The organism is Bradyrhizobium sp. CCBAU 11430 (genome assembly GCF_028128855.1).
GTDB lineage: Bacteria > Pseudomonadota > Alphaproteobacteria > Rhizobiales > Xanthobacteraceae > Bradyrhizobium > Bradyrhizobium ottawaense.
This window is the reverse complement of sequence record NZ_LBJV01000006.1, coordinates 117,556-141,686: the sequence shown is the minus strand read 5'-3', so window position 1 is coordinate 141,686 and position 24,131 is coordinate 117,556. Positions and strand designations below refer to the sequence as shown.

Genomic DNA, 24,131 nt, shown 5'->3' with positions numbered 1-24,131 from the left:
GAACGTGCCATCGCCCATTGCTTGAGCGATGGCACGCGCAGTCGCTCATCAGCGAATGATGTCGAAGCTGTAGTCTGTTTTGCCAAGAACGTTGGTGTTCTTGTCGATCTCGTCGAAGACCTTGTCCAGGATCTTCACCAGCACGTTCAGGCCGCCCTGATAGCCCCATAGGGGGGAACGGTGATGATGATGCCGATCGAAAATCGGAAAGCCGATGCGGATCAGTGGCGTTCCGGTATCGCGCTCCAGGTACTTCCCGTAGGTGTTCCCAATCAGAAAATCGACCGGCTCGGTAAATAGGAGTGAGCGCATATGCCAGAGGTCTCGGCCGGGATAGGCTTGGCAGCCCTGTCCAAATGGCGAGCTTGCAAGCAGCGCCTGCATTTTTTCCTGCCATGCCTTGTTGCCGTTGGTAGACAGCACATGGGTCGGTTCGGCGCCGAGTTCGAGCAGAAACGCAGCCAACCCATAGCAAAGATCCGGATCGCCATAGATCGCGAACTTCTTGCCATGGACATGCGCGCTGGAGTCGGCGATGGCGTCCACCAGGCGGCCACGTTCTAGCGCAAGTTGCTCGGGAATCTCCTTGCCGCTGAGGCGTGACAGCGCGACGATGAAGTCATCCGTTGCAGATAAGCCCACGGGGTAATTGAAGGATACGACGTCCTGGCCATGCTCCGCCACGAATGTCAGCGTCTTTTCCGTGCACCATTGTTGCATGGAGATAGTCGCCTTGGCATGAATCGCGTTCGCGGCATCCTCCAGCGTCGTACCACCGTCATACATCCGGAATTCGCCGTCGGTCGGAGTATCAAAGACTTCCGAATTGTCGGCGAGAACCGTATGCTGGATGCCCATCAATTCCAAGACGCGCTTGATCTCGCGAAGGTTTCCAACGGTATAGCCATCGAAGCCGCCAATGATGTTGATCGCCCCATTCGGTTTGCGCTCAAGCTTCGGCGCTGTCCCGGCCTTGCCGTCCCAAAAGTGCTCCAGAATGCCCTTGAGCGCATTGTCATAGCCCGTCACGTGGCTACCGACGAACGCCGGCGTGTGGGCGAAGGGCACGTCGAAGTCCGCCGGAACTGAGCCTTTTTCTTTCGAAGTCTTGATGAAGGCGTTGAGGTCATCGCCGATCACCTCGGCCATGCAGGTTGTGGAAACCGCAATCATCTTGGGCTTGTACATGTTGTAGCTGTTTGCGAGCCCGTCGATCATGTTGTTCAGACCGCCGAATACGGCTGCGTCTTCCGTCATTGACGAAGAGACACAGGAGCTAGGCTCCTTGAAGTGCCGCGACAAATGACTGCGGTAATAGGCCACACAGCCTTGCGAGCCGTGGACAAAGGGCAACGTACGCTCAAAGCCAACAGAGGCGAATACCGCGCCAAGCGGCTGGCACGCCTTGGCTGGATTTACCGCTAGCGCCTCCCGCGCGAAGTTTTTTTCGCGATATTCGGCGGTTTTCGTCCATTCCTTAATACGTTCGACCTCGGCAGGATCGCGAGGGTTCTCGAATATCTTCTTCTTGGCCAGCATCTGCTGGTATTCTGGACCGCGGAACAGTTCGACATGATCGAGCACGTGCTCGGCACTCTGCGCCATTGGTGAAATCCTTCACTGTCGTCGAGATTGGTATCGCCTCGGCTTTCCCGAGCGTTGATTTGCTTTATTCGGCAGCCTGGAGCTTGGCGCTCGAAGCTTCCTTCCAGGGGGCCTTCGTTTTCTTCCAAACCGGCGAATTGACCGCCATGTCCATGTCGCGGGCAAAGATCGCGAATCCGTCATAGCCGTGATATGGACCCGAATAGTCCCAAGAGTGCATCTGCCGGAACGGCACACCCATCTTTTGAAAAACGTACTTTTCCTTGATACCCGACCCGACAAGGTCAGGCTGGAGCTTTTCGACGAAGCGCTCGAACTCATAGCCATTGACGTCATCGTAGATAAGCGTGCTGTCCTTCACGTAGTGCTGAGCTGTGCGCTGATAGTCGTCGTTGTGACCGAACTCGTATCCGGTGCCAATGACTTCCATCCCCAGGTCCTCATATGCGCCGATAACATGACGCGGACGGAGCCCGCCGACGTACAGCATCACGGTCTTGCCCTCCAAGCGAGGCCGATATTTAGCGATCACCGCGCTCGCGAGCGGCTGATACTTCTCGATTACCCGCTCGGCGCCTTCCTTGATCTTGTCGTCGAAATAGCCCGCAATCTTGCGCAATGACTCTGCGATCTTTGATGGTCCGAAGAAATTGTACTCGCACCACGGAATACCGAACTTCTCTTCCATGTGGCGTGAGATGTAGTTCATTGAACGGTAGCAATGCAGAATGTTGAGCTTTGCCTTCGGCGTTGCTTCGAGCTCAGCGAGTGAGCCGTCGCCGGACCACTGCGCGATTACCCGCAGACCCATCTCCTCCAGCAGAATTCGGGATGACCAGGCGTCCCCGCCGATATTGTAGTCTCCGATAATCGCAACATCGTACGGCGTCGGCTCGAACTTGGGTTTGGCATCGTCCTCGAGATGACCGAAAATCCAATCGCGCACCGCATCGTTCGCAATGTGATGGCCCAGTGACTGCGACACGCCTCGGAAGCCCTCACAACGGACCGGCACGATGGTCTTGCCTCCATACTCCTTGGATTTTGCTCGTGACACGGCTTCGATATCGTCGCCGATCAATCCGATCGGGCATTCCGATTGGATCGTGACGCCGTTGTTGAGCGGAAACAGCTCTTGGATTTCATCAAGAATTTTGACCAGTTTTTTGTCGCCGCCGAATACGATGTCCTTTTCCTGGAAGTCGGAGGTGAACTGTAGGGTCACGAAGCTATCGATACCTGTGGTGCCAACGTAATAGTTGCGACGCGAGCCCCACGAATACTGACCGCAGCCGACCGGGCCGTGGCTGATGTGAACCATGTCCTTGATTGGTCCCCAGACCACCCCCTTTGACCCCGCATAGGCGCAGCCTCTGATCGTCATCACGCCGGGTATGGATTTGATGTTGGACTTGACGCCGCAGTCTGACTTTCCGGCCTGGTGAACATTGAGGTGCTTGGCACGCCGTTTCGCGGTTTTCTCCGGATAGACCCTCAGCACCTCCTCGATCAGCTCTTTGTTGCGAGCCCTGATTTCTGCGATGCTCTGGGTCGTGGCGAGACTCATCTGATGTCCTTCAAAGGTTAGCTGTTGCGAGGGCGGCTTCTTGATCCAAGACTTTTGCAACCAGCATGCCAGCGTCTCCTGAGCACCAAAACCGCAACAATCAAAGCTACTTACCGCACCTCATGCGGTGACAAGGCCGTTGTTACGAATCCGACATGGCGCTTTCGCAGAGAACTCTTGGTGTGGCCCCGTTCGAAATTGAACAAGGTGAGCTCTGCCTGAAAACTCCCACCCGGTTCTGGAGCCTATGCGCGATTGCAGTGCTCTGCGATTGAAGGAAGAAAGTCGGCAGCAAGGCCGGCTGGCCGACACAGGCTTACCAATGCTTCTATACTTACCTACAGATGCTCGCTTGCTGCGATGATGATGACGTGTACGATCCGAAGCTGCAGAGCTCAACGCGAGCTGCCTTGCCACGTGAACGCTCGCCAGGTTACGCGAGCAGTTGCCACGCCCTGACAAGGACACGCACAACACATCGATCTCTTCGCGTGTATTGTAAAGCCCAAGGGACACACGGCACGTCGCCAGCAGGCCGAAGCACTTGAGCAGCGGCATCGCACAGTGCGGCCCGCACGGCTAAACCGGCAAGGTCAAGGATGGTGGCAATATCATGCGCATGTGTTCTTCACTTCAAACGAAATGATCGACCCTTCTCGGCCGGCGTCCCGATCATGCGCACGAAGTTGATGGCCTGAGCCCCTCCTCCGGGTAAGCGACCAGTATCTTCTCGGGCGCGGGTGGAGAATTCCTGCTCGCCGCGCGCCTTGCCCTGGGCGTTCAGTGCCCCCCGCAGGAAGTTCATTGTAGTCACGCCGGAAACTCGACAGGTTCTAGAATGCCAGGAACACGCCTTGGCGCCTCAACCCGCCGGCGAATCGGTCTGGCGCAGGGTCGTCACCCAGATCACGCTCGCCACCTGTTGGGTCGGGTTGTCGAACATGTGCGGCACGATGCTCGGAAAGCGAAAGCTGTCGCCGGTGTCCAGCACATGGGCTTGGTTGTCGAGCCACAGCCGCAGGCTGCCCGCGAGGATGTAGCCTGCCTTCTCGCCGGTGTGCTGCAGGAAGTCGGCGCCGGAGGAGGCGCCGGGGTTGAGCGTGAGCTCGTAGAGCTCGAGCTGGCCCTTGCCTTCCGGGGTCAGCGCTTCCTTGACGACGCCGCTGGCGGTGAGCCGCAGCAGCCGCCGATTGGACTTGCGCACGATGTAGCGCGGCGCTTCGGCGGGATCGCTGCTCTCGAAGAAATAGGAGATGGGGACGTCGAGCGCGAGGCCGAGCAGGCGCAGCGTGCGGATCGACGGCATCGCGCGTGCGCGTTCGAGCTGGCTGATCATGCCGGTGGACAGGCCGGTCTTGTTGGCGACGTCCTGGATCGAGAGGCCGGCGCGCTGCCGCAGCAGCCGCACGGTTTCACCCAGGCGCTGGTCGACCGCGTCGTCAGCTTCGATCGCCGAAGCGGCCTTGGTGCCGTTGGTATCGCCGCGACCATCCATGTCGCTCTCCCATGCATTCATTTCAGCCTCGGGCATCTCGCCTCGTGGCTTCAGTCGGAGTGAAAAGCGGACTCACTCTAACAATGTGGCGACGGCTGTATTTAGTCGTGAAGAACTTCTGCTAGAACAATTTAGAAGTACTAAAGCCCACGCCCCTTTGCCGGGGTCTCGGGGCGCGGCGCTCGTTACGTCGCAACACTCTACGAGCGGCTCGCGCAAGTCACCACGAACTCGAGGCTAGCAAGTGAGAAAAACAGGAGACGGATAGGAAAGGCGGCTGTGTCGATAGCGTCTTCATTATGTTTCGTGCGGGAGCTCCTCTCGTCGGCTACCCGACCTTTGCCGGCACGCACGTATCGGGCACCGGGCAAACGACGGCGCATTGTGGCGCGTCAAAATGCCCTTCACATTGGGTACACTGGGACGGATTGATCACATATATGTCGTTCTTCAGGCTGATCGCAGCATTGGGACACTCGAACTCACACGCACCGCAGACGGTGCACTGGGATGCGATTATCTTGTAAGCCATCACTGCGATTCCATAAAAAAGGTGCGGGACAGCTTCTTGCTATCAAGTCTTGTGCCAGACAGTTTGAGCTTGATTCGTCTGAAGTATTTTCGATAACGCAAATCGCCGCCTCGACACGCTGTCGCAAATCCTACAAGGGCGTGGCGGCTTGATCTCGATGCTTGATTTGCGCATGGTCAATTCACATCAATTAGCGATCAGATGAACCAGCTTCGCCAGACTCAGCGGAACGATCTGAGATGCTCCCCAACGCCCGCCGTGCCACGGCTAAGATCGATGCGCCGCGCGGCATCATAGAGTTCTCCGCCCGTCTAACCCAGAGCGCATCTTGTTAGTTCCACTCACCGGGACAGCCGCCGCTTACGCGACGGATCACGGGCAACAACCGGCAGGTCCTCACCAGTCCGCCTCGCCACAGCCAGTCAGAAGGCCGCGGCGGCCGCTCCAGATACAATCACACCCGTGATGCGCGTCCCTCTCGGGGCCCGCGGGACGCATTTTCAGTTGCCCCGTATTGCCGGCAAACCGGCATTCACATGCGCTTTATGGGGCAAAAGTACACTTTCTCCCCTCGCGCGGGCGGCTGAAGTCAGGTGTTCGTCTGGTGATCCTCCGTACGCTTCGCGGTCAGAGTAGATGCCGGCAGCGGTCAGCCGATTAATGTGGCCGAAAAAAAAGCCACCCAAAGGATGGCTTAGTCACGGAGGGAACAGCCATGAGGGCCTCTGGGATCACGCCGCAGCCTGTTCGATCGGTGAGAAGGGCAGCCCGAGGCTTTCGGCCACCGCTTTGTAAGTTAGCCGGCCCCGATGGACGTTGAGGCCTGCGCGCAAATGTGGATTGTCCAGTACGGCGGAAAACCCCTTGTTGGCCAGAGCCAAACCAAACGGCAGAGTTGCGTTATTCAGTGCTTGACTCGACGTCAGCGGAACGGCGCCGGGCATATTGGCCACGCAATAATGAATAATGCCATCTACTTCGTAAGTTGGATCAGCGTGAGTGGTTGGGTGTGATGTCTCAAAGCAGCCGCCCTGATCGATAGCGACGTCCACGAGTACCGCCCTCTTGCGCATCGAGCTCAGCATGCTCCGGCGGACCAGCTTCGGCGCGCTCGCACCTGGAACGAGCACGGCACCAATCACCACATCGGCCGCCAATACCTCTTCCTCTACGGACTCGATGGTTGAAAACCTGGTGCGAACGCGTCCTTCGAATAGCTCGTCCAGCTCGCGGAGCCGGATTAACGAACGATCGATGATGGTCACTTCTGCGCCGAGACCGACCGCCATGCGTGCCGCGTGCGTACCGACGACGCCACCTCCGATCACCACGATTCGGGCAGGCTGAACACCGGGCACCCCACCGATCAGCAGCCCTCGTCCGCCTGTACTCCGCTTTAGGGCGCTACCCGCCGCTTCGACCGCAAGCCTACCCGCGACCTCGCTCATCGGCGCCAGCAGTGGAAGACCACCATGCGCATCAGTTACCGTCTCATAGGCGATCGCGGTGCATCCAGATTCCAGGAGGCCGGTAACCTGGTCCAGGTCGGGAGCCAGATGCAGATAAGTGAAGAGGATATGATTCTCACGCAGCTGAGACCATTCGGACGGCTGAGGCTCCTTGACCTTTACGATCATCTCGCTCAAGGCGAATACCTCAACGGCGGAAGTTAGAATCGTTGCGCCAGCATTGCGATAATCGTCGTCGGTTGCACCAATGCCAGCGCCCGCATTGGTCTCGATCATCACGCTGTGGCCTGCTGCCACATATTCGCGGGCAGCTCCAGGAGTAAGGCCCACGCGATATTCGTGCGCCTTGATTTCCTTTGGGACTCCGACCTTCATTTGAAAACTCCCTGCCTGACGCGCCCTTCATATCGGAAGCGAGCAGCGATATCGCGACGCAGCCGATAAAATCCTGCAGGAATTCAGCGATAATTGACAGGCTTCGCAGGATTTCAAACCCACGGGTGCCGAGCGGACCGTGGGAGCTTGCTCCCTGAACTTAACACGTCGACACGCGCGATAGTGATAAATCGTTCCGAATTGCTGTTCCGGCTCCGTGCGGAAGGTTCTTGCAGACCTCGTCGAGAACCACCGGTAAGAGGCAGTGCTGGGGTCATCCAACATCTGGCGATCTCCCTCATTTTCCGCAGCTAGCGTAGATTTCGCGTTGGAAAGCCTCACTTCAAACACTACTCAAAGTAGATTATTCAAGCGGTCACCACGGAAAAGGAAGCTGACAAGACGCAAAAAGCAGATGTCTGTTTGACGCTTCGCGTTGCTTTTTTCTTGAATTGAATAAAGAGCGACGCCCGGCTGCAGTGACGCCGATGAACCACTGCAGCCTGATGCTTTTGCTTTGCGTCCGACGCATCTGAGGCGACGCATCGCGTCGCGCGCTCGATGCTCGAACGGGGGAGGTCCGGATCGGACGGCAGGGCCAGGTCCCTCAACCCGGCACAGCCGGTCCATTTATCTAAGCATGCCTCAGACTGCCCGACCTTCGCACGCTAGCGCGATTGCGCTCTCTGTCGCGCAAACGCGTAGACCGGATTGATACCACAATAGGCGTAGGTGCCGGATGCAGTGGCCATACACTGCTCATAGGTCGAGAACTGGCAATTGCCCGGATATCCCCAGGTACGTCCCTGCAGACAATATACGTCCTGCGGGGCCGAGGGGATGTACGAGCGCCCCCGCGAAGCCGCGCTCGAAGCCGATCCAAAGCTGACGACCATGGGGATTGCAAGCACACCGATAAACAGAAGATTGCGCATGATCTCGCCTCCGCTAATTCTTGCCGAAGGATAGAGGATTCGGATTTTATGCTCTGATCCTAGTCAATGGCAAATAGCCGGTCGCCATCGTGGGACGATCACCTTACTCTAGAAACTCAAGTGACAGCGCTCCGAGTTCAGAGCAGCAATCCGGCTGCTTCCAGAGCAGAACGCATTTTTCCGGCGTGATGGGCTGCATTTCGGGGCAAAGAAACGAGGGAAGTAGCGAATCGGCATATTACGCGCACTCGCGCATGCGCATTGTAGCGATCAGACCGCCTGACTCACTGCGCTTCGAGCGCGAGAAATTGATTGGGCGATTGCTTTCCGCGGATATCGTCGTGGCCAGCGGCCAAGCGCCCCGTTTACAGGCCGAACATATGACCGCACCGTCGTCCCTTGTTCAACCAGAGAAAGATCTGCAGCCGGGCCGTTCCAAAGATGAATCAGAGCCCCTTTTGGACGCCGGTAGGGGTTCGATTCCAGTGCCGATTAACTCTAGAGGCTATTCTCAGGAGAGGGCGGCCACGGCATTCACTCTTTCCCATATTTCAACGGATATTGGATTTGTCGTCGATGCCCTCCGGCACGATCATGTGGATGTGCGGATGGTGGTTCAGCGCCGTACCCGAGGAATGCAGCACCGCGGTGATGCGGATACGTGCGCCGAGATGCTCGGAATTTGCGGGGATGATCGTCATCGCCTCGGGAGCCTCTTGGAACGGCAGGCCATAAGTGCCGATCGCACCGGATAATCGGCATCACTAGCGGACCTGAACCCGCGGTAAGCGCGCCCCAGGCAAGCGGATGACGATCTGGCTGTCCGTGATGTTGACGACTTCCTTGCGCTTTCTTCCGTCATCGTACCGCAATTCGAACGTCACTCTCGATGCAGACGGGGTAAAGGGCTCAGGCGTAAGGCTGATCCACCCCTCCCCCAAATTCAGAATGATCGGTCGATCCGCCCGGAATCGGGCGTCGAGCAGCACCAAGTCCAATCGGAAGGACTGGAGCCGCACGTTGAGCCGTCGACGCACGCCATCATGTGGCCAAATACGCAGGGTGTGAGCGAGCGTCTTCATGATGCCACCGTGACAAACCTGCCCAAAGATGGGATCATCGGCAACGATCGTCGCAGCAGCGCGGATCGCCCCACAAAATCCCAGGTCGATCTCGCACGAGTAATACCACGCTCCACGGTGATGCGGCTGACCGAGCCATGTGGTCCCGCTCGGCGCCGGCTCGAAGCCGCCACCGGCCGCGCCGTCATTCTCCTCGCCCGGATACCAGTAGCCATGACCGGCCGACGCCGGGCCGCTGTTCAGCAAAGCCCACGCGCTGAGTTGTGACGCATAGCCGAGACGAAGGAGCGGATGCGGGTCGTCTGCATCATTCAGCGCATGATCAAGCAGCGCCCAGCCACCCATCTGCGCCATGTAAGTTAGCGTATAGGCGTCGCCCGCAGTGCGACGATAATCGCTGCCCAGGTAGTAATACGCAGGTTCCAGCCAGCCACGGCAGAACAGATTTGCAGCGATCTGACGCTCCGCGAAGGCACGCGCTGCCGCCTTCGAAACCCCCATGGCGACAGGGTCGTCAAGAGCCGAGCGCGCCAGTGCCTGCGTTGATTCGAAGGCTGTGGAATCGAACGGATATTCAGACTTGAACAGGTCCGCCTTCGGATCGACGACGGCGCGCACCTTACGTGCCCAGTGCGCCTCCAACGTCGCCGCCTCGCGCGTCAAGCCCGCCGTCGTGAGCGCCGAAACCAGTTCGGGGATCACACATTCGTTGCAGATGCCGGTGCGGTAGGCAGACCACATCACCACGCGCATCGGCACCGTGAACATGGCCAGCGCCGTACCGTAGGCGCGTATCAAATAATCTCGTGCGCTCTGGCGGGTGGGTATCGCGGGATGGTCACGCGCGATGCGGTGCATGGCCAAATACGTTGCGAAGATGTGCGGATAGTCATAAGGCCGCCAGATATGCAGGCGGCCCTTTGGGCCGGGATCGCTGCTCTCCCTGTTCTGCTTCCAATCGGGTATGCCATAGAGGCTGTAGGCGTATGCCTCCTGTGTAGTACGTTGCAGCCCGCCCCAGACGAACGTATCTATATACCGATCTAGCGCCGCCACTTCCGCCACATCAGGATGCTCGGCATTCTTCGTCGCGAGATAGGCGGGCTTGCTCAGCCCGGGATCGTCGCACGTCACCTCGTAGATGCGCCAGCCCTTGATCCGGTCGTAATTGTCCGGGCCAAGCAGGACCTGCGTCTCCATATTCCACTCGCCAAACAAACCGTCGTACCATTTGGACGGGTCACGATGCTGCCGCTTCACGATGAAGGTTGCGCGCTTCTTCATCATCGTCTCGACGGGCTCGGTAGCGAAGAATTCAAGAAAGGTCTGGCGTGCACCCGGCTGGTGCAGGGTCAGCCGGTTCTCTCCCAATCGCGAAAAGCGAATCCGCCACAGTCGCCTGCCAGCCCGATCCGGCAACCGTTGCACCATCGTATCGTCGGTAAATTCCGCTTCGATTCGCTCCACCGGAATGGAGGACGCGAGCGCGATGTCGACATGCAGGTCGTTGGGAACCGTCATGCCCGGCGTTACTTCCACGTCCACCAGACCGGCGTCTGCGATAGCCCTGCGCGCCGCCTCGTAATCGGCAACCCACTGGAAGCGGAGACGGTAACGCCGTTGCTCGGTCGGCGACAGGAACAGGGAATGGGTCGGCTGGCGCCAGCGAGTCCCGCCCGCCCCTGCCTCGCCGGCGGCCGCCCCGGCTAAGATGTAGGCGCACCACGTACCACTGGCTTCGGCCGAATCCTTATGGACATTCCAATATTCCAGTGACGTGTCCGCTTCCGGTAAGAGCATGAGGAAGGGACCGATGCTGTTGCCGCGAATCCAGAAGATGTGCGATCCATGCCCCGAGATGAAGCTGTGCTTCAAAACAGCCACCGATACCGGTTGTCCTGCCGGAAATTCGGTGTTCATCGGCATGGGTAAATATAGGTCGCCAACCTCCACGCTCGCCATGCCATCGTTCCGCAGCATGATCTCCCACGTCAATCCAGCCTCATCGACTGCGAGGCGGGTCGTGAGAAGGACGCCAGCATCGCGGGCTGCTAGTTCAAGGGCCGCGCTATGCATCGGCCTCGTTGCATCAGCGCCGGTTCGAAGCGTATGCCACTCGGATCCGGCACGCCGAACTCTAGCGTGAGCCGCCCCCAGCACGGCTCCAGGCAGGACATAATCCGTGTCATACGCATCGTTACGATAACGCAACGAGGTGATGCCGTCTTGTGTGCACCCCACGACGAAGGGAGAGTCGGCGGCCTTCAACACCATGAAAACCTTGCGCTGCGGCCGATTGGGGTAGGCACCGTAACGCCCCCGAACAACGCGCTACCCAAGACGCTACTGCCCAACAGCATCGTACGACGCGTATACGTCCAGGCTTCAGACATGCCTTTGGTCTTCGCCATCAACCGTATCCCGTATCGCTATTAGGAGCTGGAGCCGATATCCAACAGGCGAACTTCTCGCCGGACCTCCGTGCAGTCGTGGATCATCCCTGTGGCGGCAAGTTGGCAGCCACAGGCTCGCCCTCGAGAGTTACGCTCGTTCTGCGGGCGACGACCTTCCGCTCCGCCTCTTCTGCTGCTGAGACTGGCTGTATGGGAGTCCGCGACAGTTAGGGCGGATTCGGTTGCTGCTCGTGGAAGTTCTGGCCGTGCACGATCAGCGTTGTGCCGATCGAGCGCCTTCTCGAGGAACAGGGTCGCAACCATGGGAAGCCAAGCGCTACCCGCGGGCGCGGGTTAACTTATCGGGACGATGGCTTTGGGGATTGGGGCGTCCACACGCCGCGTAGAAGTTTCAGATAGCCTCGCTTGCAGGGCGGTGAAATCATGAATGACCCGGTTAGCCTTGCGGCGGGCATGCGAATCCTTCCACTCGACCGAAGGAGGGTGGGTGTGGTCGGAAGCGAGCACCTTCGCTGCCACGTCTTGCGGGCCACCGCCGAGGCCGTGGAGGTCGAAGGCGTGAAGGAATTTTATCAGTGGAGGTTTCTGAAACGACATCAGCCGCAGAATACGCTCCTCTTCAACAGATCCGAGGCAATTGTTCGCCCCACAGCCAGTCGACGACGCGTCGGCCGCCGAAACCGGTGGTCATCTGCACAAATTTGTGATCGTCAGCCACCGCCTCGCCAATGTCAGCTGCATCGGACGCGAGCGGGTGCGCCTTCATGGCAGCAAGCACGGCATCGGCCGATTCAGGCGCGACGATCGCAACGAGCTTGCCCTCATTGGCGACATGGATCGGCTCTAGTCCAAGAAGTTCGCAGGCAGCCGCAACCGCAGGCTTCACCGGAATGGTTGATTCCTGCAAATGGAACCCAACGTCGGATTGATGCGCAATCTCGTTGAGAGCCGCAGCGAGCCCGCCGCGCGTGGGGTCGCGCATCACGCGGATGCCGCCAGGGCCGGCGGCAAGCATGACCGCTACGAGATCATGCAAGGCGGCTGAGTCCGAGACGATTTCGGTTTGAAAAGCGACGTTCTGACGTTTTGACATAATCGCCACTCCATGGTCGCCGAGGCTTCCGGACACCAGCACACGATCGCCGACCCTTACCTTGTCGGCGGACAGATCCAGCCCATCGGCCACAAACCCGATCCCGGCCACAGAGATGAACAGACCGTCTGCTTTGCCGCGCTCGACGACTTTGGTGTCTCCAGCAATGATGTGAACGCCGCCCCCGCGAGCTGCCGCGCCCATCGAATCCGCGATCGTCTTCAGATCCGAAAAATGGAAACCCTCCTCGATGATAAAGCTGGCTGACAGATAGAGCGGACGCGCACCGGACATCGCGACATCATTAATCGTGCCGTGCACAGCCATTGACCCGATATTGCCGCCGGGAAAGAAAAGAGGGGTAACCACATAGCCGTCCGTCGTCATCACCATCCTGCCTGCCGAAACATCAAACGCCGCCTGGTCATTGCAGCGAGCGAGCCATTCATTACCGAAGGCTTGGTGAAAAAGGTCGGAGATCAGCTGTGCCATGGCACGCCCCCCGGATCCGTGGGACAGTTCAACGCGCCCGCTCTTTACGTCGAGCTTACGTGGATAGGCTTTCATGCTCATGACCTTTGCCTCACCTGTTCACCGCGAACTCGGCCATAGGTCCAATACGCCGCACAAGCGCCTTCTGATGATACCATGCAGGCCCCTATGGGCGTTTCCGGCGTGCAGATCTTTCCAATCAACTTGCAATCGGCCGGCCGTTTGGCGCCACGCAGGATCGCGCAGCACTCGCACGCCGGATTGTCTGCGACAGGCATGTCATGGATCGCGAAACGCGTCTCGGCGTCGAATTTTGCGTAAGACCGCTTCAGCTTCAGTCCGCTGTTGGGTACGAGCCCGAGCCCACGCCATTCAAACTGATCACGCAGTTCGAATACTTGCGACACCTCGCCCTTGGCGCGCAGATTGCCTTCGCGTGTCACTGCACGGCGGTATTGGTTTTCTACCTCGTAGCGGTGTTGATTCACCTGCCGCACCAGCATCAATATAGCTTGCAACACGTCGAGTGGTTCAAATCCCGCGACTACGATCGGCTTCTCGAACTGTTCTGCCAGTGGCTCGTAAGGCTGCGTACCGATAATAGTGCTGACATGCGCAGGCCCGACGAAGCCGTCAATTGGGACGCCGCCGGTGTTGCGGATCTTCGGGTTCTCGAGAATGCTGTGCATCGCAGAGGGTGTAAGCACGTGATTGCAGAACACGCTCAGGCCATCCAACCGCTTGCTCTCGGCAATCCGGATCATGACCGCCGTTGGGGGCGTCGTGGTCTCAAAACCGATGGCAAAGAAGACCACCTCGCGGCCCGGTATCTGTTCGGCAAGCCGGATAGCGTCCAGCGTCGAGTAAACCATCCGAATGTCAGCGCCCAGCGCTTTGGCTCGCAACAGAGACTGTCCTTGCGACCCGGGAGCACGCATTAAGTCGCCGTAGACGCAGAGAGTGACCTCTGGTCGCTCGACGAGCCGGATCGCCATGTCGATTCGGCTCGCGGGCAGAACGCAGACGGGACAACCGGGCCCGTGGATCATCCGGACGTTCGCGGGCAGCAGATCCTCGAGGCCGTAGCGGGAGATCGCATGAGTGTGTCCGCCGCAAAATTCCATGAACCGATAGGTTCTTTGCGAACTGACCTCAGCGTCAATCGCACGCGCAAGTCCCTGCGCGATGGTCTTGTCGCGAAATTCATCAGAATATTTCATGATCGGCATTCCTGCTCGGCGGTGCTTAGCTCCTGCAGGAGCTCCAGCGTGCGCTTGGCTTCCGCCTGATCGATCTTAGCGAGCGCATAGCCGGCATGGACGAGGACGCAATCGCCGACATCGAGCTCGTCGACGAGAGCAATCGATATCTCCAAGCTGATGCCATCGATAGACACGAGAGCCATGTCGCTGGATAGAATTTTAGCGATCTTCGCCGGAACCGAAAGACACATATCAGGCAGTTACTCCCGTGGCGGACGACTGTTGAGCAATCTGTAGAGCGGCAATCCAGGCCTGGCCAAGGCTCAAAGCGCCATCACTGGGCGGCAGCCGCCGCGGCACCAATGGTGTAAGACCGGCTGCGCTGCAACCGCGCGGGATCTCGTCCGACAGCACCGCGTTCAGGAAGCAGCCGCCGCTCAGAACGACGGTATTGACGCCGGTTGTTCGCGCAGCGCGCGTGACCCAGTCGACACAGGCGGCGGCGAAAGTGCCATGAAACAGCCCCGCTCCACCTGCGGCGTCAATGTCATCAGCAATCAAGCGCGAAAACAGCGGACGAAGCGACAGCACGCCGCCGTCGATCGTCCAGCCGGGTTCGAGAATCGTTGCCCGCCGCACCAGCGCTTCGAGCTTCATCGCTGCTTCGCCCTCATAGCTCTGCACATGCGCAATCCCCAGCAGCGCCGCTGCCGCGTCGAATAACCGTCCCGCACTGGTCGTGGTGGTCCCGCCCGGCTGATCGAGCAAGTCCGACACACACCCCGCTTGCCGTTGCGCCGCAAAGCGGTGCCCGATTTCGTTACCCCTGCCGAGCCCGTGTAATACTGCGCTCGCCATACGCCACGGCTCGCGGGCTGCACGATCTCCACCGGGCATCTGCAGGGGCGCTAAGTGCCCTATGCGTCCGAACCACGTCCCTTCGCACAACAATAGTTCGCCACCCCAGTTACCGCCGTCAGCGCCGAAGCCATGGCCATCGAGCACTAGGGCAAGCGCTGGCCCCGTATGGCCATGCTCGGTGATTACCGCGGCAGCGTGTGCGTGGTGATGCTGGACCGCGACCAGCGCGCGAGCATTTGCTTCCGCAAACCTGGTAGAAGCCATTTCGGGATGCAGATCATGGGCGAACGCGACAGGCTCCACGTCGAGGATCGATGTGAGATGTCGGATCGTCTTCTCGAACGCACGGATGCCTTCGGCCGTATTTAGATCGCCAATATGCTGAGAGACGAACGCTTGGTTGTCGCGGGTGATTGTGATCGTCGACTTCAGTTCGCCGCCGACGGCGAGCACGGTCGGGACAGATCTCGCAAGCCGGATCGGCTCGGGAACATAGCCACGAGCACGACGAACGAATTGCGGCCGGCCAGCCACCACCGAAACCACGGAATCATCAGCACGCACCAAGATATCGCGATCATGGGTCACGATAAGATCGGCGATTCCGTCGAGCCGCCGCAGCGCCTGCGCGTTGTCAATCAACAGCGGTTCGCCGCAAAGATTGGCACTGGTGGCCACCATGACCGGGCTACAACCCGCACGCACACCTCGCGAACGAAGCGCATGGAAGATGAGGTGATGCAGCGGCACTACCGGCAGCATGATACCCACTAGCGATAAACCGGGAGCTATGGCGGGCGCCAGATTGTGGCGCGATGGCAGGAGGACAATGGGGCGTGCTACCGATTCTAGCAGCGCTAGCTCGGGCGCGTTCGCCTCCGCGATCTCGCTGACGCGCTCGATGGACTCGACCAAAACCGCGAACGGCTTCTGAAGGCGGTGCTTTCTCCTTCGCAAACGCTGCACGGCGTCCTGGTTACGCGCATCGCAAAGAAGCTGGTATCCGCCCAGCCCCTTTATCGCCACGATCTGCCCCCGCGCGATTGCCGCGACAATATCGCTGATCGCATGGCTGAGCCGAGGACCGCATGCTGGGCATGCGATCGCCTCCGCGTGAAACCTGCGGCTTGCCGGATCGGCATAGTCAGCCACGCACGCGGCGCACAAACTAAACGCCCTCATCACAGTGTTGCGACGATCGTACGGAAGCCGTTCGGCGATGGTGTAGCGTGGGCCGCAATGGCAGCAACTGATGAAAGGGTAAAGATAATGCCGATTTTCTGGATCAAATAGCTCTTTGAGGCAGTGCTGGCAGACCGCGGCATCAGCGACGATCTGCGTCGACGATTTCCCGGCTTCGCTCGTACCGATCGAAAAGCCCTTCTCCGAGAGCGCGGCAGTCTCGCGAACGCAGATGTCGACTATGCGTGCCAAGGGAGGCGCCTCGAGCGGCAACGTGGCGACAAACTCCAACGCACGGTGGCCCTCAACCTCGATGATAACGCCCTCAGCGCCATTGATGACAAAGCCCGCCAATCCATACCGAATGGCAAGTCCATAGACGTAAGGACGAAAGCCGACCCCTTGCACTGCCCCACTCACGATGACGCGCAGCCGTGTTCCGTCGCGGGTGGCTGCGGCGCTCATCGCCCTGCGTCCTGGAAGGCGCGTCTCAGACGGCCCGCCTGTCTATCGATCCAGGCGTAGAGCGCGGCAAAACCTTCGCCAGTCCGAGCCGACACTACAATCACGTCGATCTTCGGGTTGACCCGTCTGGCGTATTCGATGGCCTTGCCCAAATCGAATTCGAGCGCCGACGCTAGATCAATCTTATTAATCACCATGAGCGACGAAGCGGCAAACACATCGGGATACTTGAGCGGCTTGTCTTCACCTTCAGTAATCGAGAACACTACGATCTTGCAGGCTTCGCCAAGATCAAAGGCGGCGGGACAGATCAGATTACCCACGTTTTCAATGAAGAGAATACCGCCTGAGAGCAGCGGCAGGCGGCGATAAGCCTCGCCAATCATTGCAGCGTCGAGATGACAATTCTTGCCGGTATTGATTTGAACGGCTGGCACGCCGGCGGCCTGAATCCGTCTGGCATCGTTCGAGGTCTGCTGGTCCCCTTCGATGACCCCGACCCACCGGCTGCACTTGAGCTCGGATACCGCGCGGACGAGCAGCGTCGTTTTACCGGCACCGGGGCTGGACAAAAGATTAAATACAAGCAGGTCATCGGCTGCGAAGAGCGCGCGATTGTTCGCCGCAAGTCCATTATTCTTGTCCAGGATATCGCGCTCAATCTCAACGAGCCGTTTTCTGCTCCTGCCACAGCCCCTCAAATCAGGCGGATCGAGGCCGCTCGGAAGCGCCTGCGCGTTATCCGCCTGGTAATTGGCTGAGCGAGGACAGCGATTATAGCTATCATCAGCGTGATTTGACGGCGGCGGCCGTCGGTCGCCCGGCGGAAGCGCAGAATGGCAATCGCGATTTCCCTGAATGGATCGCTCATGGCTCTCCGCATCATTCTCCTCGGCGCGTTTTGTGGACGGCGTCCCGTCGTGGCAGCCGCAAACAGTACACATCAATCGATCTCCAGCTCCTTCACCCGTATCTGTTCGCCCGCGGTCACCTGCAAGTGATAGCTGCCGCAGCAAGGGCAGCACTCACCGCGCCGAGCAATTTCGACGCTCTTCGAACAGCTCATGCACCAAGCAACGCCTGGCAGTTCGACGATATTAAGAGCCGCGCCCTCGGCAACGGTCCGCGTTGCAGCGGCAGCAAAGCAAAACCTGATCGCTTCAGGCGCCGCATGACTCAGTGCTCCCATCTCCAGACAGATGCTCCGCACCCGCGAAGAGGATCGCTCGTGTACCTTCTCCTCGACGATCTGAATGATGCCAAGACAAATCGCCATTTCATGCATCGCGAACTTCGCTAAGGTTGAGGGTGAACGCGACGCACGGATCGAGGGATGCAATCACCGCATGGACTGCATCTCCGCGTCTTCGAGCCGTCAGCACCGCGCCTTGCAGGTTCCGTACAAGCGGCCCGCGCCGGTGGAAATTCCACTCCGTCGGCGCAAGAAATTCGAAGCGGGATATTCTACCCTGAGCGTCGAGTTCAACCGCGTGATAGAGACGGCCCCTGGCGCATTCGACCGCGGCCGCTGCACGGCGCGGCCCTAGTTTATATCTTTCGATAATCCCATGCTCCGCGGCGGCAATCTGAGCGCCGGCCTTAAGCCAGGCACATAGCCGGACGATCTCATTAAATCTGGCCATCAGCCGCTCGGCCGCACCGAAGGGTCCCAGCGGGACCCGATCCCGGCTTATCTGGCGCGCCCATGGACCCGTCTCGGGCACATCTCCGTCAACATCGGGACAATAGCAGAACGTCGAGTCGTCCCCGAGCAATCGTTTCGTGATGCTGGGGTCGTCAGCAACAGACAGGAATGAGTGCCCCACCGGAATTGACTTCACGTCGACGTCATTAAGCGCCGCAACGCGAACCGCCAGCGGGCTACCAGACCTCAGCGCCTCCCCCTCATCTAGACCGAGCACGGCAAGCGCAGCGACAATCCGGCCGGTTGCTTCGCGTTGAGCGGAACTCCAGGCTGGCTGTGCGGAGCGGACAAACGCTGACAATTCCGACATCAGGGAGCGGATCGTCGCCGCACTGGCGACATCTAACGTAAGATGTCCGACAAAAAGGCTCCGGGCCAACTCCGCGATGCGCTCAGTAACGATAAGTGCAATACGCTGCCGCCTTGTTGCGCGGGTGATCACCTCGTCGCGCGCCGTCTCGATCGCGGACAAGAATGCAGTTTGCTGCGCAGCGACACACAACGCGAAAAGCCGCGGCAGCACGTTGAGCACTGTCGAGGGCTCCTTTCCGACGAACATCCGCGCCAGCGGCGGCCGGACTCGCGGCAGGATCTCGACCGAGGCGACTGCGTCGGCAGCTAGCAATACGCGGACATCGATTTTGTGGCGGGCAACGAGACTCATGGGCAACACTCCGCCATCATCCCGCGCAAGCTATAGTCCACGCGCATGCGCCGTCTGCGGGGTCCCAGCCGATGCCGAATGCCCGAGAGAGCTCTTCATGTGAAGTACGCCCCGATAATTTCCTGCATGCGCTCGGCTGAGTCCTGTAAATCCTCATCGGCAGCCAACGTAACAGCCGGCACGCCGCCGACCTCCAGTGTATCAAGGATGATGTCGTCGGTAGAATTAAAGAACTGCACGGACCAGACATTCCTAATCCTGGTCGCTTGTACTCGGCAGGTGCCGTAGCCGTGCAACATGAGTTGGACCGGTCCATTGCCCAAGCTTTGCTGTAGGAATGTCAAGTCGATAATGCTCATTGGCAGTGACGTCAGATTGATAACATGGGCGTGCATGCCCAATTGCCACACCCTCGCCCGCTCGCGTATTTCGGCCAGCACCGGTCGAACGTTCATCGCGCCATTCGGCGGCGAGCCGATCACAAGATCGGCCGACGTCAGGTCAGTTGCAGCACGCCGGACAATCTGCGGAATCGACCCGACCTCAACATATTCATGCGCGGGCTCAGTGCCGATGCGCAAGCGCCAGATTCCCGCAAGCACAGACTCCCGGATTTGCGCCAAAGAGCCATCCGGGAGCGCAGCCACGCCGACCACCTCACCTTCTCCGAGCAGTTCGTCAATCAACTTGCGTTCGCCATCGCCGAGATGTGCGAGTCCGTACAGTTGTGTCCGAGCACCGCTTCTCTGACCGCGAACGGCAGCAGCGGCGTTTGCTAACAGCAAGGTGGCGTTCGGATAGTGACTTCCACGCTCGTCCGCGTCGCGCCAGGCGGGGCCGGCGAGCGCACTCATGAGACCGGTATGGAATACATCGAGACTCGCAGAGCCAGTGGCAAGCTCGCTCGTCGCCCGCTCAGCGCCGCCGGATACAACGGGGGTCGCTCGTTTCATGACGCGATGCTCCGTTGTCTGCACCGAGCGGCAATGCACTTGCCGACGCAAGGGCTGGCGGCGTGTGCCCGAATGATCGGTACGGAGATGCGGTTGATGCCAAGCAAACGGTCCGATCTCTCGCTGAGCAGGCAGACTTCATCGTGCCTAGGGCATAGGGTCCGCATCGACGGTCTACGTCGGCCAAGCCCGCCGACCCGTGTGCCACTAACGCCGCGGGAAACCACTGGGTCTTGCATGCCTTGCCGAAACTTTTTGACAACTTCAGGAAGGAAGAATGCGAGCTGGATGATCCGGAGCTCTGACGCGGGCAGCGGCATCACAGTCACCGTCACTTGAGCGTGCGCGGCTATGCGCGCATCGACGCCGCTGACGCCCTCCACGTCAGACGGGGGGCGTCGCGCCGAACCATGCTGCGCCGGCTGCAATTTCATCAAACGCCTTTCTGACGATGTTCGGTTCTGCTAGCAGGCCGCTAGCAAGGCGCATGCCAATCATCGTCTGGCCTCGGATCACGCTCGGGCCAACGGCAGGCGCCTGATATTTTCCAGGCAAACGTTACGTGCGACTGGAATTCGATTTGTGAGAACCCTCACTCGGCGCAAGTGGGCGGAACGGCTACCGTAAGTGCTCTGGCAATTGTGGCTCGTGACCGATCAAGTCCGCAAAGAATCGATTGCTGTCCTGGCCGTTGAGGCTGGCCTCAAGCCCGTCAAGTGCTTCCGAGATCAGCCTTGCTTCATCGTCGTCCAAAACCCGCACCGCGCTGTCGATATGGACGAGCACCTTGGCGCCGACCGTGACATCGGGGAGCAGCATGACCGAGACGCGCCGCTGTTCATTGCCATACTTGCACAGCGCCGTGATACCGTCGGTCTCGGCAATCGTCATTGGCAAGCCAAGGCACATTGTCAGTCGCAGGTCGCTAGACGGGCTGCGCCCTCATCTCATAACTCGCATGGTCAATATTGTTTGCCAACAGCCGTTCTGATGCAGGCAGCGGCGCGCTCCGCGGTTTCACCGGCGAGCCCCACCGCGCTAGAAGCTTACAAGCCAGTTCAATCGCAGGCGCAATCTGAAAGCGCACCGGCGCGGTCAGAGGACCGCCCCAATTCTCCACGTCCAACGGCTGACAGCCGATGAGAGCGAGCTCTCGCGGGCGGCGGCCAAGAAAATCGGCCGCGCTCAAGACCTCCTGAAAACCGGTCTGATGCAGGCTCACTTTCTTGGCACCAGTAAACTTCGGCACTTCGTCATCTCGTACAAGCTCCAACTGCCCGGGCGGCAATCCATAGTCGATGGCATCGAACACGACCAGGCAATCGGCCTGTTCAAGAAAACTGACGAGGTAGAGTCCCTGGGTACCGCCATCGAGAACGGTGACATTATTATCGACGGTGTAGCGGCGATGAAACTCTTCGACCACTCGCACGCCGAAGCCCTCATCGGCCCACAGGATATTGCCGATGCCGAGCACGAGGATCCGTTTTTTGTCTTTCGGATTGAACATTCGCTTCCCGGTCAATCGCCAAACCCGCGCTCAGCCGATCTTTTGGAAAAGAAGCTGCGGCGCGAGATGATGTCTTCCCGGATCACCGCGTAGATGTGGACCAGCGCGAACATCACGATGACCCACAGGCCGAGATGATGCAGGGTGTGGACGTCCTGACTGTTCGGCCAGATTGAAAACACCCAGCCAAACACCTTGTACTGCCAACTGTCAGTACCGGCACCTTGCCCATACAGTGCAAAGCCTGTGACGACCATGAAGCTGATCGTCTGTGTAAACATGAAGAACATTGCGAGCTGAGCAAGGCGGTCGTGCCCGAGGCGCCTCTCAGGCCCCCCTGTAAGAAACGCATACCAACGAATCTCCTGATACACCTCCCGCCAAAAGCACCGGCGCCAGAGCGGCACGCAAAAGATCTGCATGGCATGCGCATTTCCCATCAAGGCCCAGTAGATGCGCAGAAGAAAGCCAACGCTGGCCACATATCCCGCCGCGAAATGGGCAAAGCGGATATAGCCGAACAGGAAATCGTCGCTTGCCTCTTCCTTCATCGCTGGTGTGCCGATCCCAATAAGGTAGCCAGTTAAACTTAGTACCAGAATGGCCGCCGCGTTAGCCCAATGCCACAGTCGCACCGGCGCATAAACGTAGGCGACGCCAGTGCCAATGCTGCGATCAATCGGTGCCGCACCGTCGGCGGCGAGGAGCTTCTGAGCCCTATCCAGCATGGACCTAACGCACTTTGACTGAAGCCATTTCTTGGCCCTCAGGACTCATCACGTGCGTCGAGCAAGCCAAGCACGGATCAAAGGAATGGATGGTGCGCAAGATTTCCAGGGGCCGCTGCGGATCGGCCATCGGGGTACCGATCAGCGAAGCTTCAAACGCGCCAATATTGCCTTTGGAATCCCGAGGAGATCCATTCCACGTCGTCGGAACGACACATTGATAATTATCGATCTTAGCGTCCTTGATCTTGATCCAGTGGCCGAGTGCACCGCGAGGCGCCTCAGTGAACCCGTAGCCCTTGGCCTCCTTACGCCAGCTTTCCGGGCCCCATTTGCTAACGTCGGCAGTTGCCGTATCGCCTGCCTTGAGCTGGACTACGAGCTTATCCTGAAAATAACGCATTTGGTGCGCCGCCCACTGGCATTCGAGCGCCCGCGCCGCTGTACGGCCAAGCGTCGAGAACAGCGCAGTCAGAGGGAGATTGAGCCCCTTGAGCAGTCTCTCGGCGGGCTCCTTGAACTCGGCTTTGCCTTGCGCATAACCGATGATGTATCGCGACAACGGCCCGACCTCGACGGCGTGGCCACGCCACCTCGGCGCTTTGATCCAGGAATACTTGCCGCCTTCGTCGAGTTCCTTGATATCTGTCTTGCTGCCTTTGAATTCTGGCCCAAGTTTAAAACTCGGCTCAGTGATGCCGTCCCAGGGATGGAGCCCACCGCTATCACTGGGGTATTTATACCATGAATGCGCGATGAATTCCTGGATCTGCTCGGGATCACCATGGTCGATCGGCAGTATCTCATTGAGATTGCCATTAAGAATGATCCCGCGCGGCAGCTTGAGACTTTTCTCAGAACAATCATTGGCATTTTCGGGGATGTCGCCATAGGACATCACGCTTTTGCTCGACAGGCCACCGCCGTGGAGCCAGTCCTTATAGAACGAGCAGATTGCAGCAATGTCGGGCAGATAGACCTGCTCGACAAACTCGATTGAGCGGTCGATGATCGAAGATACGATATTCAGTCGCTCCATATTGATCGCGCCCACCGCACCGATTCCGTCGATGTTGATCGCGCAGGAGACGCCGCCGACCAGCCAGTTCGGATGCGGGTTCTTGCCACCATAGATAGCTTGGATCTTGACGATCTCCTTCTGGAAGTCCAGCGCCTCCATATAATGAGCTACCGCCATCAGGTTTGCTTCCGGTGGTAGCTTGTAGGCCGGATGCCCCCAATAGCCATTCTTGAACGGACCGAGTTGCCCTGACCCGATGAATTTGCTGAGCCGGATCTGCAAATCTTTAAAATAGCCGGGGGATGACAGCGGCCAGGGCGAGATAGACTGCGCGAGCGCCGAGGTTGACTTGGGATCGGCCTTGAGCGCGGAAACCACGTCGACCCAATCCAGCGCATGCAAGTGATAGAAATGTACGAGGTGATCATGCACGAGTAGGCACAACTGCATGATATTACGGATCGAATTGGCATTCTCCGGAATCGCAATTCCCAGTGCATTTTCAACCGCGCGCACGGAGGCGAGCGCATGGGTGCCGGTGCAGACCCCGCAGATCCGCTCGGTGAACGCCCAGGCGTCGCGCGGATCGCGCCCGCGCAGGATGACTTCGATGCCACGCCACATCGTCCCGCTTGAGACCGCATTGCGAATTACATTGTCGGAATCGAGATTGGCTTCGACGCGGAGGTGGCCTTCGATCCGCGTCAGCGGATCGATGACGATTCGCCTACCGGAACGATCGAGACTGAACCCATTCGGCGTCTGGACGGCCACCTTCGTG

General features: G+C 59.1%; 21 protein-coding genes and 2 pseudogenes. All 23 read right to left on the bottom strand.

From position 1 onward, the window contains the following. Window positions 1–48: 48 nt before the first annotated feature. A complete protein-coding gene (gene nifK / locus XI04_RS04415; protein ID WP_271596654.1) occupies window positions 49–1,605 on the bottom strand; it encodes a nitrogenase molybdenum-iron protein subunit beta in 1,557 nt (518 codons plus the stop codon). A 64-nt stretch (window positions 1,606–1,669) separates the two neighbouring features. Beyond that, window positions 1,670–3,172, bottom strand: a complete 1,503-nt coding sequence (nifD, locus tag XI04_RS04410; RefSeq protein ID WP_271596655.1) for a nitrogenase molybdenum-iron protein alpha chain — start codon at window positions 3,170–3,172, stop codon at window positions 1,670–1,672. A 120-nt stretch (window positions 3,173–3,292) separates the two neighbouring features. Next, on the bottom strand, window positions 3,293–3,730 hold the full coding sequence (locus tag XI04_RS04405; RefSeq protein ID WP_271596656.1) for a hypothetical protein: 438 nt from the start codon (window positions 3,728–3,730) through the stop codon (window positions 3,293–3,295). Between the two features lie 181 nt (window positions 3,731–3,911). After that, window positions 3,912–4,029 (bottom strand): annotated as a pseudogene (sufC, locus tag XI04_RS04400) (Fe-S cluster assembly ATPase SufC); the annotation flags it as partial. 5 nt (window positions 4,030–4,034) lie between these two features. Further along, window positions 4,035–4,667: a cupin domain-containing protein gene (locus XI04_RS04395; protein ID WP_271596657.1), complete on the bottom strand. Its 633-nt coding sequence runs from the start codon at window positions 4,665–4,667 to the stop codon at window positions 4,035–4,037. Window positions 4,668–4,995: 328 nt separating this feature from the next. Continuing rightward, window positions 4,996–5,199 carry a 4Fe-4S binding protein gene (locus XI04_RS04390; protein WP_036014930.1) on the bottom strand — a complete coding sequence of 68 codons (204 nt, stop codon included), beginning with the start codon at window positions 5,197–5,199 and terminating at the stop codon, window positions 4,996–4,998. A 731-nt stretch (window positions 5,200–5,930) separates the two neighbouring features. Continuing rightward, entirely contained in the window at window positions 5,931–7,043 is a 1,113-nt protein-coding gene (ald, locus tag XI04_RS04385; protein ID WP_271596658.1) for an alanine dehydrogenase, read from the bottom strand. A 668-nt stretch (window positions 7,044–7,711) separates the two neighbouring features. Next, complete coding sequence (locus XI04_RS04380) at window positions 7,712–7,978, bottom strand: DUF3551 domain-containing protein (protein ID WP_271596659.1); 267 nt, start codon at window positions 7,976–7,978, stop codon at window positions 7,712–7,714. A gap of 578 nt (window positions 7,979–8,556) precedes the next feature. Beyond that, window positions 8,557–8,658, bottom strand: a pseudogene (locus XI04_RS04375) (transposase); the annotation flags it as partial. Between the two features lie 84 nt (window positions 8,659–8,742). Next, complete coding sequence (locus tag XI04_RS04370; RefSeq protein WP_271596661.1) at window positions 8,743–11,055, bottom strand: DUF5695 domain-containing protein; 2,313 nt, start codon at window positions 11,053–11,055, stop codon at window positions 8,743–8,745. A gap of 752 nt (window positions 11,056–11,807) precedes the next feature. Then, on the bottom strand, window positions 11,808–12,071 hold the full coding sequence (locus XI04_RS38665; RefSeq protein WP_333913910.1) for a DNA -binding domain-containing protein: 264 nt from the start codon (window positions 12,069–12,071) through the stop codon (window positions 11,808–11,810). A gap of 22 nt (window positions 12,072–12,093) precedes the next feature. Next, complete coding sequence (hypE, locus tag XI04_RS04365) at window positions 12,094–13,140, bottom strand: hydrogenase expression/formation protein HypE (RefSeq protein WP_271596662.1); 1,047 nt, start codon at window positions 13,138–13,140, stop codon at window positions 12,094–12,096. Next, the gene (gene hypD / locus XI04_RS04360) at window positions 13,137–14,279 is read right to left on the bottom strand and encodes a hydrogenase formation protein HypD (protein WP_271596663.1); all 1,143 of its coding nucleotides are present in this window, start codon (window positions 14,277–14,279) and stop codon (window positions 13,137–13,139) included. Before hypD ends, hypE begins: the two co-directional genes overlap by 4 nt. Then, window positions 14,276–14,464, bottom strand: coding sequence for a HypC/HybG/HupF family hydrogenase formation chaperone (locus XI04_RS04355; RefSeq protein WP_257187456.1), 189 nt, complete (start codon window positions 14,462–14,464; stop codon window positions 14,276–14,278). Before XI04_RS04355 ends, hypD begins: the two co-directional genes overlap by 4 nt. Window positions 14,465–14,513: 49 nt before the next feature. Further along, entirely contained in the window at window positions 14,514–16,769 is a 2,256-nt protein-coding gene (hypF, locus tag XI04_RS04350) for a carbamoyltransferase HypF (RefSeq protein WP_271596664.1), read from the bottom strand. Beyond that, window positions 16,766–17,713, bottom strand: coding sequence for a hydrogenase nickel incorporation protein HypB (gene hypB / locus XI04_RS04345; RefSeq protein ID WP_271596665.1), 948 nt, complete (start codon window positions 17,711–17,713; stop codon window positions 16,766–16,768). The genes hypF and hypB overlap by 4 nt, the downstream gene beginning before the upstream one ends. Then, entirely contained in the window at window positions 17,713–18,054 is a 342-nt protein-coding gene (gene hypA, locus XI04_RS04340) for a hydrogenase maturation nickel metallochaperone HypA (protein WP_271596666.1), read from the bottom strand. Before hypA ends, hypB begins: the two co-directional genes overlap by 1 nt. Next, window positions 18,047–19,138, bottom strand: coding sequence for a hypothetical protein (locus XI04_RS04335; RefSeq protein WP_271596667.1), 1,092 nt, complete (start codon window positions 19,136–19,138; stop codon window positions 18,047–18,049). The genes hypA and XI04_RS04335 overlap by 8 nt, the downstream gene beginning before the upstream one ends. A 95-nt stretch (window positions 19,139–19,233) precedes the next feature. Beyond that, window positions 19,234–20,091: a hydrogenase expression/formation protein gene (locus XI04_RS04330; RefSeq protein WP_271596668.1), complete on the bottom strand. Its 858-nt coding sequence runs from the start codon at window positions 20,089–20,091 to the stop codon at window positions 19,234–19,236. A 618-nt stretch (window positions 20,092–20,709) separates the two neighbouring features. Continuing rightward, window positions 20,710–21,000: a HypC/HybG/HupF family hydrogenase formation chaperone gene (locus XI04_RS04325; RefSeq protein ID WP_172787758.1), complete on the bottom strand. Its 291-nt coding sequence runs from the start codon at window positions 20,998–21,000 to the stop codon at window positions 20,710–20,712. 16 nt (window positions 21,001–21,016) lie between these two features. Beyond that, on the bottom strand, window positions 21,017–21,601 hold the full coding sequence (locus tag XI04_RS04320) for a HyaD/HybD family hydrogenase maturation endopeptidase (RefSeq protein WP_271596669.1): 585 nt from the start codon (window positions 21,599–21,601) through the stop codon (window positions 21,017–21,019). An 11-nt stretch (window positions 21,602–21,612) separates the two neighbouring features. Continuing rightward, complete coding sequence (gene cybH, locus XI04_RS04315) at window positions 21,613–22,329, bottom strand: Ni/Fe-hydrogenase, b-type cytochrome subunit (RefSeq protein WP_271596670.1); 717 nt, start codon at window positions 22,327–22,329, stop codon at window positions 21,613–21,615. Window positions 22,330–22,333: 4 nt separating this feature from the next. Continuing rightward, complete coding sequence (locus XI04_RS04310) at window positions 22,334–24,124, bottom strand: nickel-dependent hydrogenase large subunit (RefSeq protein WP_271596671.1); 1,791 nt, start codon at window positions 24,122–24,124, stop codon at window positions 22,334–22,336. Window positions 24,125–24,131 lie beyond the last annotated feature (7 nt).

What these genes read in the sequence shown, in the direction of transcription:
- nifK (WP_271596654.1), bottom strand. Translation starts at nt 1,605, where the DNA reads ATGGCGCAGAGTGCCGAGCACGTGCTCGATCATGTCGAACTGTTCCGC.
- nifD (WP_271596655.1), bottom strand. Translation starts at nt 3,172, where the DNA reads ATGAGTCTCGCCACGACCCAGAGCATCGCAGAAATCAGGGCTCGCAAC.
- XI04_RS04405 (WP_271596656.1), bottom strand. Translation starts at nt 3,730, where the DNA reads ATGCCGCTGCTCAAGTGCTTCGGCCTGCTGGCGACGTGCCGTGTGTCC.
- XI04_RS04395 (WP_271596657.1), bottom strand. Translation starts at nt 4,667, where the DNA reads ATGGATGGTCGCGGCGATACCAACGGCACCAAGGCCGCTTCGGCGATC.
- XI04_RS04390 (WP_036014930.1), bottom strand. Translation starts at nt 5,199, where the DNA reads ATGGCTTACAAGATAATCGCATCCCAGTGCACCGTCTGCGGTGCGTGT.
- ald (WP_271596658.1), bottom strand. Translation starts at nt 7,043, where the DNA reads ATGAAGGTCGGAGTCCCAAAGGAAATCAAGGCGCACGAATATCGCGTG.
- XI04_RS04380 (WP_271596659.1), bottom strand. Translation starts at nt 7,978, where the DNA reads ATGCGCAATCTTCTGTTTATCGGTGTGCTTGCAATCCCCATGGTCGTC.
- XI04_RS38665 (WP_333913910.1), bottom strand. Translation starts at nt 12,071, where the DNA reads ATGTCGTTTCAGAAACCTCCACTGATAAAATTCCTTCACGCCTTCGAC.
- hypE (WP_271596662.1), bottom strand. Translation starts at nt 13,140, where the DNA reads ATGAGCATGAAAGCCTATCCACGTAAGCTCGACGTAAAGAGCGGGCGC.
- hypD (WP_271596663.1), bottom strand. Translation starts at nt 14,279, where the DNA reads ATGAAATATTCTGATGAATTTCGCGACAAGACCATCGCGCAGGGACTT.
- XI04_RS04355 (WP_257187456.1), bottom strand. Translation starts at nt 14,464, where the DNA reads ATGGCTCTCGTGTCTATCGATGGCATCAGCTTGGAGATATCGATTGCT.
- hypF (WP_271596664.1), bottom strand. Translation starts at nt 16,769, where the DNA reads ATGAGCGCCGCAGCCACCCGCGACGGAACACGGCTGCGCGTCATCGTG.
- hypB (WP_271596665.1), bottom strand. Translation starts at nt 17,713, where the DNA reads ATGTGTACTGTTTGCGGCTGCCACGACGGGACGCCGTCCACAAAACGC.
- hypA (WP_271596666.1), bottom strand. Translation starts at nt 18,054, where the DNA reads ATGCATGAAATGGCGATTTGTCTTGGCATCATTCAGATCGTCGAGGAG.
- XI04_RS04335 (WP_271596667.1), bottom strand. Translation starts at nt 19,138, where the DNA reads ATGAGTCTCGTTGCCCGCCACAAAATCGATGTCCGCGTATTGCTAGCT.
- XI04_RS04330 (WP_271596668.1), bottom strand. Translation starts at nt 20,091, where the DNA reads ATGAAACGAGCGACCCCCGTTGTATCCGGCGGCGCTGAGCGGGCGACG.
- XI04_RS04325 (WP_172787758.1), bottom strand. Translation starts at nt 21,000, where the DNA reads ATGTGCCTTGGCTTGCCAATGACGATTGCCGAGACCGACGGTATCACG.
- XI04_RS04320 (WP_271596669.1), bottom strand. Translation starts at nt 21,601, where the DNA reads ATGTTCAATCCGAAAGACAAAAAACGGATCCTCGTGCTCGGCATCGGC.
- cybH (WP_271596670.1), bottom strand. Translation starts at nt 22,329, where the DNA reads ATGCTGGATAGGGCTCAGAAGCTCCTCGCCGCCGACGGTGCGGCACCG.